The sequence below is a fragment of the Streptomyces sp. KL109B genome (genome assembly GCF_030766935.1).
Taxonomy (GTDB): domain Bacteria; phylum Actinomycetota; class Actinomycetes; order Streptomycetales; family Streptomycetaceae; genus Streptomyces.
The window spans coordinates 82,216-95,405 of record NZ_JASERL010000014.1; the positions used below are offsets into that span (position 1 = coordinate 82,216).

General features: G+C 72.5%; 13 protein-coding genes. 8 read left to right on the forward strand and 5 right to left on the reverse strand.

All coding sequences use genetic code 11. The features are described 5' to 3' along the window. The first annotated feature begins 246 nt into the window (after nt 1-246). Both RBJ65_RS35195 and RBJ65_RS35200 read left to right on the forward strand, forming a co-directional pair. Nucleotides 247-705 carry a Crp/Fnr family transcriptional regulator gene (locus tag RBJ65_RS35195; RefSeq protein ID WP_306319477.1) on the forward strand — a complete coding sequence of 153 codons (459 nt, stop codon included), beginning with the start codon at nt 247-249 and terminating at the stop codon, nt 703-705. Between the two features lie 127 nt (nt 706-832). After that, entirely contained in the window at nt 833-1,546 is a 714-nt protein-coding gene (locus tag RBJ65_RS35200) for a response regulator transcription factor (protein WP_306319478.1), read from the forward strand. 7 nt (nt 1,547-1,553) lie between these two features. On the opposite strand, the gene RBJ65_RS35205 is transcribed toward RBJ65_RS35200, so the two are convergent. After that, the gene (locus RBJ65_RS35205; RefSeq protein WP_306319479.1) at nt 1,554-3,278 is read right to left on the reverse strand and encodes a GAF domain-containing protein; all 1,725 of its coding nucleotides are present in this window, start codon (nt 3,276-3,278) and stop codon (nt 1,554-1,556) included. Nucleotides 3,279-3,356: 78 nt separating this feature from the next. Continuing rightward, nucleotides 3,357-5,726 (reverse strand): LuxR C-terminal-related transcriptional regulator, encoded by a 2,370-nt coding sequence (locus RBJ65_RS35210; RefSeq protein WP_306319480.1) that lies wholly within the window; start codon nt 5,724-5,726, stop codon nt 3,357-3,359. A gap of 247 nt (nt 5,727-5,973) precedes the next feature. Here RBJ65_RS35210 and RBJ65_RS35215 point away from each other — a divergent pair, with 247 nt between their 5' ends. Both RBJ65_RS35215 and RBJ65_RS35220 read left to right on the forward strand, forming a co-directional pair. After that, nucleotides 5,974-6,696 (forward strand): PP2C family protein-serine/threonine phosphatase, encoded by a 723-nt coding sequence (locus RBJ65_RS35215; RefSeq protein WP_306319481.1) that lies wholly within the window; start codon nt 5,974-5,976, stop codon nt 6,694-6,696. 136 nt (nt 6,697-6,832) lie between these two features. Then, complete coding sequence (locus tag RBJ65_RS35220; protein ID WP_306319644.1) at nt 6,833-7,099, forward strand: DUF5133 domain-containing protein; 267 nt, start codon at nt 6,833-6,835, stop codon at nt 7,097-7,099. A 6-nt stretch (nt 7,100-7,105) separates the two neighbouring features. Here RBJ65_RS35220 and RBJ65_RS35225 read toward each other — a convergent pair whose 3' ends face one another. Next, on the reverse strand, nt 7,106-7,573 hold the full coding sequence (locus RBJ65_RS35225; RefSeq protein WP_306319482.1) for a hypothetical protein: 468 nt from the start codon (nt 7,571-7,573) through the stop codon (nt 7,106-7,108). Nucleotides 7,574-7,688: 115 nt separating this feature from the next. Continuing rightward, a complete protein-coding gene (locus RBJ65_RS35230; protein ID WP_306319483.1) occupies nt 7,689-8,282 on the reverse strand; it encodes a DUF4232 domain-containing protein in 594 nt (197 codons plus the stop codon). A gap of 142 nt (nt 8,283-8,424) precedes the next feature. On the opposite strand from RBJ65_RS35230, the gene RBJ65_RS35235 reads away from it, so the two are divergent. Continuing rightward, nucleotides 8,425-9,066 carry a TetR/AcrR family transcriptional regulator gene (locus RBJ65_RS35235; RefSeq protein WP_306319484.1) on the forward strand — a complete coding sequence of 214 codons (642 nt, stop codon included), beginning with the start codon at nt 8,425-8,427 and terminating at the stop codon, nt 9,064-9,066. A gap of 154 nt (nt 9,067-9,220) precedes the next feature. Continuing rightward, nucleotides 9,221-10,846 carry an MDR family MFS transporter gene (locus RBJ65_RS35240; protein ID WP_306319485.1) on the forward strand — a complete coding sequence of 542 codons (1,626 nt, stop codon included), beginning with the start codon at nt 9,221-9,223 and terminating at the stop codon, nt 10,844-10,846. 85 nt (nt 10,847-10,931) lie between these two features. On the opposite strand, the gene RBJ65_RS35245 is transcribed toward RBJ65_RS35240, so the two are convergent. Next, nucleotides 10,932-11,399, reverse strand: a complete 468-nt coding sequence (locus tag RBJ65_RS35245; protein ID WP_306319486.1) for a pyridoxamine 5'-phosphate oxidase family protein — start codon at nt 11,397-11,399, stop codon at nt 10,932-10,934. A 69-nt stretch (nt 11,400-11,468) separates the two neighbouring features. Here RBJ65_RS35245 and RBJ65_RS35250 point away from each other — a divergent pair, with 69 nt between their 5' ends. After that, nucleotides 11,469-12,392 (forward strand): sigma-70 family RNA polymerase sigma factor, encoded by a 924-nt coding sequence (locus tag RBJ65_RS35250; RefSeq protein WP_306319487.1) that lies wholly within the window; start codon nt 11,469-11,471, stop codon nt 12,390-12,392. 127 nt (nt 12,393-12,519) lie between these two features. Continuing rightward, entirely contained in the window at nt 12,520-13,179 is a 660-nt protein-coding gene (locus tag RBJ65_RS35255) for a maleylpyruvate isomerase N-terminal domain-containing protein (RefSeq protein WP_306319488.1), read from the forward strand. The last annotated feature ends 11 nt before the right edge of the window (nt 13,180-13,190 follow it).

A 13,190-nucleotide genomic window follows, 5' to 3' on the forward strand; every position in this document is an offset into this window, starting at 1 on the left:
GCGCCTGCTCAGGGACCCGACAGGCCCGACGACAGAGCCGACAGGGCCCGGCGCCGGAGCCGTTCGGCCCCTGCCCCCTGCGGCCCGCAGCCGTCATCGTCGAGGTATCGCAAGGACGACGGTCCGGAAGGGACGCGAGGACGCCGCCGGAGCCCCGCTCCGCCGACAGTTGGGCCCCGGCGGCACCCGCCACCACCAGGGAAGCGCGTTCCGGTCCTTCGTCCGAGCCACCGAAGGAGGCCGCCCATGACCACCACGGCACCGCGGATGAGCCAGACCCTGCCCGAGGAGTACCGCGGCCGGCTGATGCGCTTCGCCCGTGACGTGACCTTCCCGGACGGCGCCCGACTCTTCGACGAGGGCTCCCGTGCCGACCGCTTCTGGATCGTGCGCAGCGGCACCGTCGCCCTCGACATGCGGGTGCCGGGACAGCGCGCCCCCGTCGTCGAGTACCTCGGCCACGGAGACCTCATCGGCTGGTCGTGGCTGTTCCCGCCGTACGTGTGGCAGCTCGGCGCCCAGGCCGAAACCCGGGTCAGGGCCCACGAGTTCGACGCGTTCACCGTCCGGCTGCTGTGCGCGTCCGACCCCGGCCTCGGCTCGTTCGTGGCCCAGTGGGTGGGCCGCGTCCTCGCCCACCGGCTCAGCGTCACCCGCACCCGGCTGCTCGACCTCTACGCGCCGTACGGATCGGACGCCGCGTAGCGGAAGCGAGGGCCGACGTCGCCGGTGAACTGGACCGTTCGGCCCTGGCGGATCAGTCCGTCCGGCCCCAGGATCTAGACGGGTTCGCATCCATCCGTCTGGGAAACACCGCATCCGAGGGGGCCGTATGTCACAGCCACGTACTTTCTCAGCGGACCGGCCCATACGCATCCTGCTGCTCGACGACCACGAAGTGGTCCGCCGCGGACTGCGCGACCTCCTCGGAGCCGAACCCGACATGTCCGTCGTCGGGGAGGCCGCCACCGCGGCGCAGGCCATCGCGAGGGGGCCCGCGCTCCGGCCCGACGTGGCCGTGCTCGACGTGCGGCTCCCGGACGGCGACGGCATCACGATCTGCCGCGAACTACGCGTGCTCATACCGGAGTTGAGCTGCCTCATGCTGACGTCGTTCGACGACGACGACGCGCTGCTCGACGCCATCATGGCGGGCGCGGGCGGCTACGTACTCAAACAGATCAAGGGCTCCGACCTGGTCTCCGCGGTGCGCACCGTCGCCGCGGGCCAGTCCATGCTCGACCCGGCGACGACCGCCCGGCTGATGCGCAGCCTGCGCGGTCCCGAGCAGGGGGAGCAGGGCGGGCCCGGCGGCGGGGGAGCGCAGACCGTCGAATCCGTCGAACTGACCGAGCGCGAGCGGGACATCCTCGCGCTCGTGGGGGAGGGCCTCACCAACCGGCAGATCGGGCGGCGGCTCTTCCTGTCGGAGAAGACGGTCAAGAACAACATCTCGCGGCTGCTCGCCAAGCTGGGCGTGGAGCGCAGGATCCAGGCAGCCGTGATCGCGACGAGGCTGCCGCAGGACCGCAACCACCACCCCTGACGCCCGGTCACGGGGCGAGCGGCACCGACCACTCCAGCAGGGTGCCGCCGCCCTCGCGCGCCGTCGTCGACAGCTCGCCGCCCCGCCGCCCCGCCCGCGCCGCGAGATTGGCGAGCCCGCTGCGCTGGTCGGCGGAGACCGTGGCGATGCCCACCCCGTCGTCCGCCACGGTCAGCGCGAACGCGCCGCCGCGCACCACGAGGGCGACATCGGCGGACGAGGCGTGCGCGTGCCGGGCCACGTTCGTGAGCGCCTCGCCGAGCACGGCCAGCGCGTCGTCGGCGAGCGGGCCCGGCACATCCGCGTCGATCAGGCCCTCCATGCGCAACGACGGGGTGAAGCCCAGGACGTGGGACGCGTCCTCCACCGCCCGTACGACCCGCACCCGGAGCCCGGAACCGGTCGGCGGGTCGCCGCGCTCGCGCAGCCCGAAGATGGTCGAGCGGATGATCTTGATGGTGGTGTCCAGGTCGTCCACGGCGCGCAGCAGCCGCTCCGCCGCCTCCGGGTGCTGCACGAACCGCTGCGCGCTCTGCAGTGTCATCCCGGTCGCGAACAGCCGCTGGATCGCCAGGTCGTGGAGGTCGCGGGCGATCCGGTCGCGGTCCTCGAGCAGGCTCATCTGCTCCGCGTCCCGCCGCCGGTCCGCGAGTTCCAGGGCCAGCGCCGCCTGCCCCGCGAAGCCGCTCAGCGGGATCAACTCGGCGGCGGAGAAAGGCGCGTGCTCGGCGCGGCGGGCCAGCATCAGCACCCCGCGTACGCCGTCGGAGGTGCCGATGGGCACGGCCACGGCGGGCCCGAGGCCCTCCCAGCGGTCCGGCTGGTAGGTGATCCGGGGATCCTTGCGGATGTCGTCGGACGTCACCAGCGCGCCCGTGTTCAGCGCCGTCCCGGCGAACGTGCCCTCGCGCGGCAGCGTCACGTCGGTGTGCGCCCCGGCCCGTTCCCCGAGCGCGAGTGTCTCGTGCAGCAGGGAGTCGCCGGGGACGAGCAGCGCCACCACCCCGAGGTCCGCCGCGGCGATCTCGCGCGCCCGGTCCACCATGAGGCGCAGCACCTCCGCCTGGTCGGCGCCCGACAGCAGGCTCCCGGTGAAGTCGGCGCTCAACTGCAGCCAGCGCTCCCGGAGTCTGACCTCCTCGTACAGGCGCGCGTTCTCGATCGCCACGCCCGCGGCCGCGCCCAGCGTCTGCAGCACCGCCACGTCCTCGTCGTCGAAGTCGACGCCGCCGCGCTTCTGCGTCAGGTACAGGTTCCCGAACACGTCGTCGCGCACCCGGATCGGGGTGCCGACGAACGTGTGCATCGGCGGATGGTGCGGCGGGAAGCCCGCGGAGGCGTGGTGCTCGGCGAGCTCGGAGAGCCGCAGCGGCTCCGGGTGCCGGATGAGCTCACCCAGCAGGCCGTGCCCCGAGGGCAACTCGCCTATCTCCGCGCGCAGTTCGTCGCTGATGCCGACCGGCAGGAACTGCGACAGCTTGCGCCGGTCCTCGCCGATCACTCCGAGCGCCCCGTACTCGGCGTCCACCAGGACCACGGCCGCCTCCACGATCCGCCGCAGCACCTGGGAGAGATTCAGCTCCTGGCCGACGGAGAGGACCGCCTCAAGGAGTCCTTGCAAGCGGTCTCGGGTACGGCGGACCGCTCCGATACGTACCTGGAGTTCTTCGAGCAGTTCGTCGAGCCGCAGCCTCGGCAGCGGACCCGACCCCCGTGCACCGTCCTCGGCCATCCGGCCTCCGTGGGGCCTCGGTGAGGTGTCTTTTCGTACTCAAGGTAGCGGCTGTCGGCCCCTCGACGACCTGCTTCGTCACACCTCGGGCGGCGGAACGGCACAGTCCGCCGCGACCTCGGCGCGCAGCGCCGCGATCTGGGAACGGGAGGTGAAACCGAGCTTCGTGAGGATGTGCTCCACATGGGAGTCGACCGTCCGCTTCGACACCACGAGCTTGGCCGCGATCTCCCGGTTGGTGCGGCCCTCGCCGACCAGAGCGGCGACCTGACGCTCGCGCGGCGTGAGTACGTCGGTGGGGCCCGAGCGCTGCGGCGGCACGTCCGGGGACGCCCCCGACTCGTCGTCGAGCGCGAGATCCACCACGGCGTCGAGCGGCAGCGCCCCGCCCTCCTCGAAGGAGTGGTGGTAGCCGTCGGCGCCGAGCGCGGACCGCGCCGATTCGGCGGCCCGCGTGTGCAGTTCGTGCAGTACGGGGATGGCGAACCGGGCCTCCTTCGCGGCCCTGCGCCACAGCGCGTCCGCCGCGCCCTGCAGCACCGCGACCCGCTCGAAGCGGCGCAGCTCGGCCGCGCGCCAGGCCAGGCCCTCCATGAAGTGCGCGAGCCCCATCAGGTCGTGCAGCGCCGCCTTGCTGCGGATGCCCTCACGCGCGCACTCCACGGACGCCTCGTGATCGCCCCTCAGCCACAGCCCCACGCTCTTGACCCACAGCGCCCAGCCGCGCGCCCACTGCTCGCCCGGATACTCGGCGCCCCGCCCCAGCGAGTCGTCGCACCAGGCGATGCCCTTCTCGTGCTCGCCGGCGAGGATCAGCATGAACCCGCCGTAGAAGCCGAGCATCAGCAGGCCCGTGTCGTCGCCGAGCGCCGTCAGCCGCGTGCGGACCTCGTCGAAGTCCTCGGCGCAGCCGTCCATGTGGCCGAGGAAGTACCGGCGGTGCGCCTGGAAGGAGAGCGTCCACGCGGCGCCGACCTGGTCGTTGATCCGCGCGGCGAGCTGCTCGGCCTCCTTCAGCAGCTCCTCGTTCCTGCCCCGCTCGCCCTGGAGGTCCATGTACCAGCTGATCAGCCAGAGCGCCTTCACCCGCTGCGGCGTCTCGTCGCGGCAGCCGTCCAGGGCGCGGCGCAGCCAGTAGCGGCCCTCGGTGAGCAGCCCGGTGGCGTGCCAGTACCCCCACAGCGCCGTCGCCAACTCCAGCCCGTCGCAGTGCAGGCGGGGCGTCGCGGCGCAGTGTTCCAGGGCGACCCGGAGATTGGCCTGGTCCCGGACCAGCGCCCGCAGCAGCGGGATCTGCGCGTCGCCCGTCCACTCCTCGTCGAAGGCGCGGGCCGCGTCGAGGAAGTACGCGAGGTGGCGCCGCCGGGTCCGCTCCTCGCCGCCGAGCACGGCGAGCTGCTCCAGGCCGAACTCGCGGATGGTGTCGAGCATCCGGTACCGCGTGCCCTCCGGAGTCTCGACGCGCACCACGACGGACTTCTCGACGAGGCCGATCAGCGAGGTCAGGACGTCGTCCGTGGGCAGCACATCGTCGTCCGCGCACACCGACTCGGCCGCCTGGAGGCTCAACTCGCCCGCGAACACGGACAGTCGCGCCCACAGCAGCCGCTCCGCCGCCGTCGACAGATCGTGGCTCCAGCCGATCGCCGTACGCAGCGTCTGATGGCGCGGCACCGACGTCCGGCGCCCGCCCGTGAGCAGCCGGAACCGGTCGTCGAGCCGGGCCAGCATCTCGTCGAGGGACAGTACGCGAAGGCGGGAGACCGCGAGTTCGATGGCGAGCGGGATCCCGTCGAGCCTGCGGCACAGCGCCAGCACGTCCGCCCGGTTGTCCTCGCCGACCGTGAACCCCGGCACCGCCGCCGACGCCCGGTCCGCGAAGAGGGCCAGCGCGTCGCACTCGCGCCGGTCGCCGCCGCCCGGCGCGAGCTCCGGCATGCTCAGCGGGCCGATCGCCAGGACGTGCTCGCCGGGCACGTCGAGCGGCTGCCTGCTGGTGGCGACGATCCTCAACCGGGGCGCGGAGCGCAGCAGTTCGTCGCAGAGCATCGCGCACGCGTCGACCAGGTGCTCGCACGTGTCGAGCAGCAACAGCAGCTCGCGGTCCTCCAGATGGTCGGCGATCACTTCGAGGGCGGGCCGCGCCGTCTGCTCCGGGAGGTCCAGCGCGGCGGCCACGGCGTTCGCGAGCAACTCCGGGTCGTGCAGCGCCGACAGCTCCACGAGCCGTACTCCGTCGGGATACGCGCCCCGCAGCTCGCGCGCGGCCCGCACCGCGGTCCGTGTCTTGCCGACGCCGCCCGGACCGGTCAGCGTGACCAGCCTGGCCCGCGCCAGCACGTCCGCCACCTGCCCCAACTCCCGGCGCCGCCCCACGAAACTGGTGGTCTCGGCGGGCAGTTCCCCGGGCGTGCGCCGGGCGGGGCTGGAGTGCATACGGGGGTTCACGCCGCCAGGCTAGGCGTAAATCGGGTGTGTGCGGACCTCCTTCACAAGACGGCCACCCGAACGGGCAGTCGCACAAGGGGAGTCGGCACAGGACCGTGGGATTCCGGCCGCTCTTCGGGGAAACCGTCACACGGCGCGCCCGGTTGACTACACTTCCCGGAACGCCGCGACCGCCGCGCCGACCATGCCGCGCGCCCTCGTCACAACCGGACTTGAAGCGTCCGGAACCCCCTTCCGGAAGGCCCTCATGACCACCCGTCCGTCCTCTGCCACCTCTCTGCCCGAGACGTTCGGCACGCTCGGCGTCAGTGCCCGCCGGCTGACGGTGGGCACGGGGCCCGGCGGCTCCGGAGGCGATCTGCACGGCGTCGTCGACTCGCCGTACGGGGCCCGGCTGCTCATCGGGCACGTGCCGGGCAAGGGGCCCGAACCGGCCAGGACCGCCGAGAAGGTGCTGCGCACCTGGCGCCGACTCGCGCGCGTGCAGCGGACGTTGGAGGTCCTCGCGGTGCGGCTGCACTCGCTGGTCGCGCACTGCGAGGAGGACGACCCGGCGGTCACCGCCACGCTGGTGACGGTCGCCCCCGACGGCTCCGCCGAACTCGTCTGCTGCGGGCACCCGCCGCCCCTCCTGATCCGCGACGGCTCCGCCGTTCCGGCCGCCGTGCCCGCCCCGGCGCCGCCGCTCGGCCGGCTCGACCCGGCGCACGGCTGGTGCGGCGCCCAGCAGATATCGGCGTCCTCCTGGGACCGCATGCTGCTGCACACCGACGGCGCCACCGAGATCCGGGACGCGGACGGCGGCCACTACCCCCTCGCCGACCGTGCCGCAGAGCTGAGCGCCCTGCCGCTCGCCCCGTTCACCGCCGCGCTCTCCGCCGACCTGCTGCACCACGCCGGGGGCCGCCTCCAGGACGAGGCCTCGCTGGTGGCGGTGGAGTCACTCTCCGCGCACCCGACCCCGATCTGACCCGAAGCACCACCGGGTGCGCTCCACGGCAGCGTACTGAGAGCGCGTGAACCGCACCGGTTTTGGGCCGCTGTGACAGGGGAGCCGGAGGGCGGACCGTGTGACAGAAGACGACGACGGAAGGGAGCGCCCGCAGATGCTGCTCGCCCATCCCGCCCTGTTGACCGACCTCGTCCGCGAGTACGAGACACTCAGCGCGCTCGACGCCGACGAAGGAGGGCCCGCCGCTCGGCGGCGGCTCGACGACGTCGGGTACAGCCTGTGCGTCGCCACCGGCACGAGCGACGTGGACGCCGCCCTGCTCGCTGCCCGGCACCGGCTGCCGGGTGCGCGGGTGTACGACGACTCGGCGCTGACCGGCGCGCGCAGGCACCGGGGTTCGCGGGCGCTGAGCCGTCGTTGAGGGGCGTCAGTCGGTCTCGGCGCGGTCGACCGTGCCGACCTCGACCGCGGTGATGTCGCCGACCGACCCGTGGTCGAGGTCCGCGGTGACCGTGTCCGCCGTGGAGTCCCCGGAGGGGAGCCGGGCCGCGTCGACATCCGTCGAGCCCAGCAGGTCGCCGTTCTTGTCGAGGAACCGCAGCTGGGCGACGTAGTCGGCGGCCCGGTCGCCGGTGTTGGTGATCTTGTAGCTGACGAGGTAGGTCCGCTTGCCCGACGTGTTCTCGACCGCGAGGCCGGAGTCCTTGATCGTCACGTCGTCGGCCGACCGCGTCGTGCTGTCCGCCTCCGCGGTGTCCGCGCCGCCGGACCCGGCCATCACGCCGATGGTGACGGCCGCCGCGACGACCCCGCCGCCGAGTGTGAGCCGGGAACGTGCCGAGCGCCGCTTCTGCCGCGTGGGTCGGGGGCCGCTCGGGTAAGGGAGATGGGCCATCGTCGTGCCTCGGTTTCCGTGCCTGTTACACCCAAGGCTAGGTCCGGGAGGTGGGGCCGGGGAGCGGGTCCAAGGTCCCGAGTGGCGGGGCCTTCGTCCCGGAGAGAGCGGTGAATCACACCACCATGCTGTCGCGGCCCGTCGTCTGCTCCTCCAGCACCTTCTGCGCCTTCGCGGGCGACGACTGCCACAGCGTCGTCACCGGCTCCCACACCCGCACACCCGTGGGTGAGCCGAGAGTCAGCGCCTGGAAGCTGCGGCCCTCCTGGTCGGGCAGCGCCGACACCGTCACGTACATGACGGCCGGGGCCTCGTCCTCGGCGTCCTCGGGGTCGGAGACCGAGAGCACCGCCGCGTACGCGGTGTCGTGGGCGGCAAGCGTGCGTCCGGCGTGCGGCACGGTGGGCAGCGGCAGCGCCGCCCCGTCCAGATCCCCGTACGTGACCGTGGGGACGCGGTCGACGACACAGGCCTTCGAGGAGTCGTTGCGCACGCTCAGCTTCAGGATGTCCGCGCTGTCGTCGGAGGGCTCGGCGCGCACGGTGAGATCGTTCTCGCCGCACCGGGCGGCAGCCTCCGCCGTCGGCGCGGCGATCCCGCTCAGCGCGGTCAGCGCGAGGGCGAGAGCCGTGGCCGTGGCGGCGGTGTTTCCCGCGAGACGGCGTACGCGTATCGGAAGCGTCTGCGGCATCGGAAGCATCGGCAGCATCGGAAGTCTCCCCAGTCCTGAATCAGTTCCGAACCCGGTAAAAGCGGACATACGACCCTAGCGCGAAAGTGTGACGCGAGGCACGCCGTGAGGCGGGGGGTGCAGCGCGCGCAAGGTTTGCACAGTGTGCAAGAATCTCGCCGTGACCGACCCCGACCCGCAGCAGCCGAGCGCCCCCGCCGAGGGCCTCCGCGCGCGCAGGCGCCGCCAGACGCGCACCGAGCTGCACGCGGCGACCGTCCGGCTCGCCCGCGAGCACGGCTTCGCACAGGTCACGGTCGAGATGATCAGCAAGGAGGTCGGCGTCTCCCCACGCACCTTCTTCAACTACTTCCCCAGCAAGGAAGCCGCCCTCTTCGCCCTGCCCGGCGCGGTCCCGCCCGCTCTCGCGGACCGGTTCGCCGAGGGCGAGGGGAGCGGGGCCGACGCCGTGCTGCGCGACCTCGGCGACATCCTCGCCGACCACCTCCAGGAAGCGGCCCCCGAGCCGCAGGAGCTGGAGGACTCGCTGCGCATCGCGGAAGGCGTGCCCTCGGTCCTCGCCACGTTCCTCGCCCAGTGCGAGGCCGTCGAACGGGACCTCGCCGGTCTCATCGCCCGGCGCACCGGCACCTCCCCGGAGGGGGAGGCCGCCGAACTGCTCGCGGGCGTCGCGATGTCGACCGTACGCAGCGGGATCAAGCGGTGGTCGCAGTCGAGCGACCACGAGGAAGGTCCCGCCGGACGCGTACGGGAGTCGTTCGACGCGCTGCGCGCCCTTCTTGGGCCGGCCGCCGTGAAGTAGGCGCACCGCCCCCTCTCTCGTGTGACCGACTCCCCCTTCGCGGTCACGTGCCCGTCCGGCGCCGACAATCCGGGGTTCCATGCCCCGGCCCCCGCTCCTCACGCGCCGGAGGGGCTGCAATGTCCGGCACACACTCACATCGGAGAACACCGCAATGACGCACGCCCCCGCATCCGAGGGCATGAACTCCGGCCCCGACCCGGCGGCCGCCGGGCTCGAAGGGGTCGACGAGAGCACCGTCAAGCCGCACAACTTCGGCCTGATCTTCGCCGCGCTGATGCTGACCATGCTGCTCGGCGCGCTCGACCAGACCATCGTCTCGACCGCGCTGCCGACCATCGTCGGCGAGCTCAACGGCATCGAGCACATGGCCTGGATCACCACCGCGTACATCCTCGCCGCCACCATCGGCATGCCGGTCTACGGCAAGCTCGGCGACCTCATGGGCCGCAAGAACATCTTTCTCGCGGGCATAGCCCTGTTCCTGGTGGGCTCCGTGGTCTGCGGACTCGCCCAGAACATGGGCACGTTGATCGCGGGCCGCGCCCTCCAGGGCCTCGGCGGCGGTGGCCTCATGATCACCTCGCAGGCGATCATCGCCGACCTGGTGCCGCCGCGTGAGCGCGCCAAGTACATGGCCCCGATGGGCGCCGTGTTCGGTCTGTCGTCCGTCGTCGGACCGCTGCTCGGCGGCTGGTTCACCGACGCGCACTCCTGGCGCTGGGCGTTCTGGATCAACCTGCCGCTCGGCATCCTCGCCTTCTTCGTCGCCGCCGTCGCGATCAAGCTGCCGCGCAAGGCGGTTCAGGTCACGCTCGACTACGTAGGCACGATCCTGATGGCCGCCGCCGTGACGTGCACGGTCCTGTTCGCCTCGTGGGGCGGCACGCAGTACGAGTGGTCCGACCCGCTGGTCATCGGCCTCGGCATCGGCGCCGTCGTCGCCTGGGTGCTGTTCTTCGTCGCGGAGAAGCGCGCCAAGGAGCCGGTCATCCCGCTGCACCTGTTCCGTTCGCCGATCTTCAACGTCGCCACCCTGCTCGGCATGATCGTCATCGGTCTCGGCATGTTCGCGATCGTCGGCTACATGCCCACCTACCTGCAGATGGTCTACGGCAAGTCGGCCACCGAGTCCGGACTGCTGCTCATCCCCATGGTCGTCGGCATCATGGGCACCGCCCTGCCGTCCGGCGCGATCATGTCCAAGACCGGCAAGTACAAGGTCTATCCGATCGCCGGCACCGTCATCATCATGCTCACCGCGTTCCTGATGTCCACGCTCGACGTCTCCGACCCGGTGTGGCTGGTGTGCGTGTACGTCGGTCTCGCGGGCGCGGGCGTCGGCCTGATGATGCAGACCCTCGTGCTCGCCGTGCAGAACGACTTCCCGGCGGCCGAGGTCGGCACCGCCACCTCGGCGAACAACTTCTTCCGGGAGATCGGCGCGACCCTCGGCACCGCCGTCGTCGGCGCCGTGTTCGCCAGCCGCCTCACGGACCAGCTGGCGTCCAGCATCCCGGCGGAGGCGGCGGCCAAGGTCGGCGACAGCGACTCGCTGACCCCGGCGCTCGTCCGCGCGCTGCCGGCCGATCTGCGCGACACGGTCGTCAACTCCTACCAGGAAGCGCTCGTTCCGATCTTCCTGTACCTGCTGCCCGTCTTCGCGGTCGGCCTGGTCCTCGCCTTCGTACTGAAGGAGAAGCCGCTGGCCGACAACGACGACTGGCACGCGGAGAACGCGGGTCCGGCCGCGGAGAAGGAGCCGGAGCCGGTCGGCTGACCTCCGGGCCCCAAGCCCCTTCCCCTTCCCGTACGACATGTGCCCCCGCCGCGCTTTCCGGAGTCCGGCGGGGGCACCCGTCGTATCAGTCGGCGTCCAGCCACACCCCGTCCCGCATCAGGTCACGGCCCGCCAGCTCGTTCGCCTCGCGCCAGGCCTGGACGCGTACGGGCCGGATCCGGAAGTACACGTACGCTCCGGCGTCCTCCCGTGGATCGAACCCGGCCCGCGCCGCGAACGCGTCGCCGAACTCCTCGGTGACCTCGTCGTCGGCCAGCGCCTCGCAGCGACCAATGATGTGTACGACGTCCCGTGTCGGCCCGATGCCCAGGTGCACCTGTCCGTTTGCCACGAGGTTGCGGGCCACGGGGTTCGTGGCCCGCGTCGACACGTACACGCAATCGTCGAGCCACATGAAGGAGAGCGGCATCATGTACGGCGCGCCGCCCTCGGGCCCGGCCGTCGCGACCCACACATCGACCTCGCGCTCCAGACGGTCGAGGGTGTCCTGCTTGCGCTGTTTCGCCGAACGGGCGGGCGCGGCCTGCGACATGTGGCTCTCCTTTGCGGTGACCATGGGTGGCGCACTGCCATGACACGACAGCACGCAGGAGTGTGACAGATGGCCGACGCCGAAGTCCTGGCCGCCCGCTTCGAGGAGCACCGACCGCGGCTGCGCGCCGTCGCCCACCGGATGCTCGGCTCCTCCGCCGAGGCCGACGACGTGGTGCAGGAGGCGTGGCTGCGGCTGAGCCGCACCGCCGAGCCCGAGGCCATCGACAACCTCGCCGCATGGCTGACCACGGTCGTCTCCCGGATCTGCCTCAACGCGCTGCGTGCCCGCGCCACCCGCCGCGAGGACCCGCTGGAGGCGCGCGACGACGAGCCGGGCGACGGCCCCGGCCCCGTGGATCCGGCGGACGAGGCGGTCACCGCCGACGCGGTGGGCCTCGCGCTGCTGGTTGTCCTCGACCGGCTGGCCCCGGCGGAGCGCCTCGCGTTCGTGCTGCACGACCTGTTCGCCGTGCCCTTCGAGGAGATCGCGCCGATCGTGGAGCGCACCCCCGCCGCCACCCGCCAACTCGCCAGCCGGGCACGGCGCCGGGTGCGCGACGCCGACCCGCGCGCCGCGGAGGCAGCGGACCGGGAGCGGCGCCGCGAGGTCGTCGACGCGTTCCTCGCCGCGACACAGGGCGGCGACTTCGAGGCCCTGCTCACCGTGCTCGACCCGGACGTCGTGGTCCGCTCGGACGGCGCGGCGATCGCGATGGGCTCGGAACCGGAGATCGTCGGCGCGCGCGCCGTGGCCTCCCTGTACGCGGGCCGCGCCAAGGCCGCACGGCTCGCCCTGCTCGACGGCGCGGCCGGATTCGTGTGGTCGCACGCGGGCACCCTCAAGGTGGCCTTCGCCGTCGAGGTCGACCTCACGGCGGACCCGCCCCGCATCACCGGCATCGAACTCGTCGCGGACGAGCGGCGGCTGGCGTCGATGGACGTCGTCCCGCTGCGCCGCAGGCACCGCCCGAAGCGGACCGGAAACGAGTAGTACGTCAGCCCGTCGACGGCACGGTCGTCGACGGGGTAGTCGTCGACGGGGTAGTAGTCGACGGAGCGGTCACCGACGCGCCCGGAACGCGTTTGTCCGGCCACCCCCGTCGGATTAGCGTGCCGTCGTGGATCTTTTCTCGCGTTCATGGGCCGCGCTGCGCGCGACGGTCGCCGCCCTTCCCGAGCAGGCCTTCGCGCAGCCCTCCGGCTGCACCGGCTGGCTGGTCCGCGACCTCGTGTGCCATCTGGTCATCGACGCGCAGGACGTGCTGATCACGCTGGTGACACCGGCCTCGGCGGAGCCGACCGTGAACGCGGCGACGTACTGGCACGTCGCGCACGAGCCGCCCACCGGAGAGGACCCGCTCGACGCGCTGACCGTCCGCCTCGCCGCCGCCTACCAGGACCCGGCGCTGCTCACGTTCCACCTCGACGACGTCGGTTCGGCGGCGGGCCGCGCCGCCGAACTCGCCGATCCGGCCGCCCGCGTGAGCACGCAGGAGCAGATCCTCACGGTCGGCGACTACCTCACGGCGTACGTCCTGGAGTGGACCCTCCACCACCTCGACCTGGTCGCCCACCTCCCGGACGAGGTCCCGGGCCCGCCCGCGGAGGGCCTCGCCGGGGCGCGTGCGCTCCTGGAGGAGATCGCCGGGGCCCGCTTCCCCGCCGCCTGGGCCGACGCGGACGCCCTCCTCGTCGGCACCGGCCGCCGGACGGCGACGGCGCGGGAGCGGTCCGAACTGGGCGCGCTGGCAGCCGAGTTGCCGTTCGTGATCGGGTGACGCGAAGGCCT

What these genes read in the sequence shown, in the direction of transcription:
- RBJ65_RS35245 (WP_306319486.1), bottom strand. Translation starts at nt 11,399, where the DNA reads ATGTCGCAGGCCGCGCCCGCCCGTTCGGCGAAACAGCGCAAGCAGGAC.
- RBJ65_RS35215 (WP_306319481.1), top strand. Translation starts at nt 5,974, where the DNA reads ATGACCACCCGTCCGTCCTCTGCCACCTCTCTGCCCGAGACGTTCGGC.
- RBJ65_RS35230 (WP_306319483.1), bottom strand. Translation starts at nt 8,282, where the DNA reads ATGCTGCCGATGCTTCCGATGCCGCAGACGCTTCCGATACGCGTACGC.
- RBJ65_RS35250 (WP_306319487.1), top strand. Translation starts at nt 11,469, where the DNA reads ATGGCCGACGCCGAAGTCCTGGCCGCCCGCTTCGAGGAGCACCGACCG.
- RBJ65_RS35240 (WP_306319485.1), top strand. Translation starts at nt 9,221, where the DNA reads ATGACGCACGCCCCCGCATCCGAGGGCATGAACTCCGGCCCCGACCCG.
- RBJ65_RS35225 (WP_306319482.1), bottom strand. Translation starts at nt 7,573, where the DNA reads ATGGCCCATCTCCCTTACCCGAGCGGCCCCCGACCCACGCGGCAGAAG.
- RBJ65_RS35220 (WP_306319644.1), top strand. Translation starts at nt 6,833, where the DNA reads ATGCTGCTCGCCCATCCCGCCCTGTTGACCGACCTCGTCCGCGAGTAC.
- RBJ65_RS35195 (WP_306319477.1), top strand. Translation starts at nt 247, where the DNA reads ATGACCACCACGGCACCGCGGATGAGCCAGACCCTGCCCGAGGAGTAC.
- RBJ65_RS35205 (WP_306319479.1), bottom strand. Translation starts at nt 3,278, where the DNA reads ATGGCCGAGGACGGTGCACGGGGGTCGGGTCCGCTGCCGAGGCTGCGG.
- RBJ65_RS35200 (WP_306319478.1), top strand. Translation starts at nt 833, where the DNA reads ATGTCACAGCCACGTACTTTCTCAGCGGACCGGCCCATACGCATCCTG.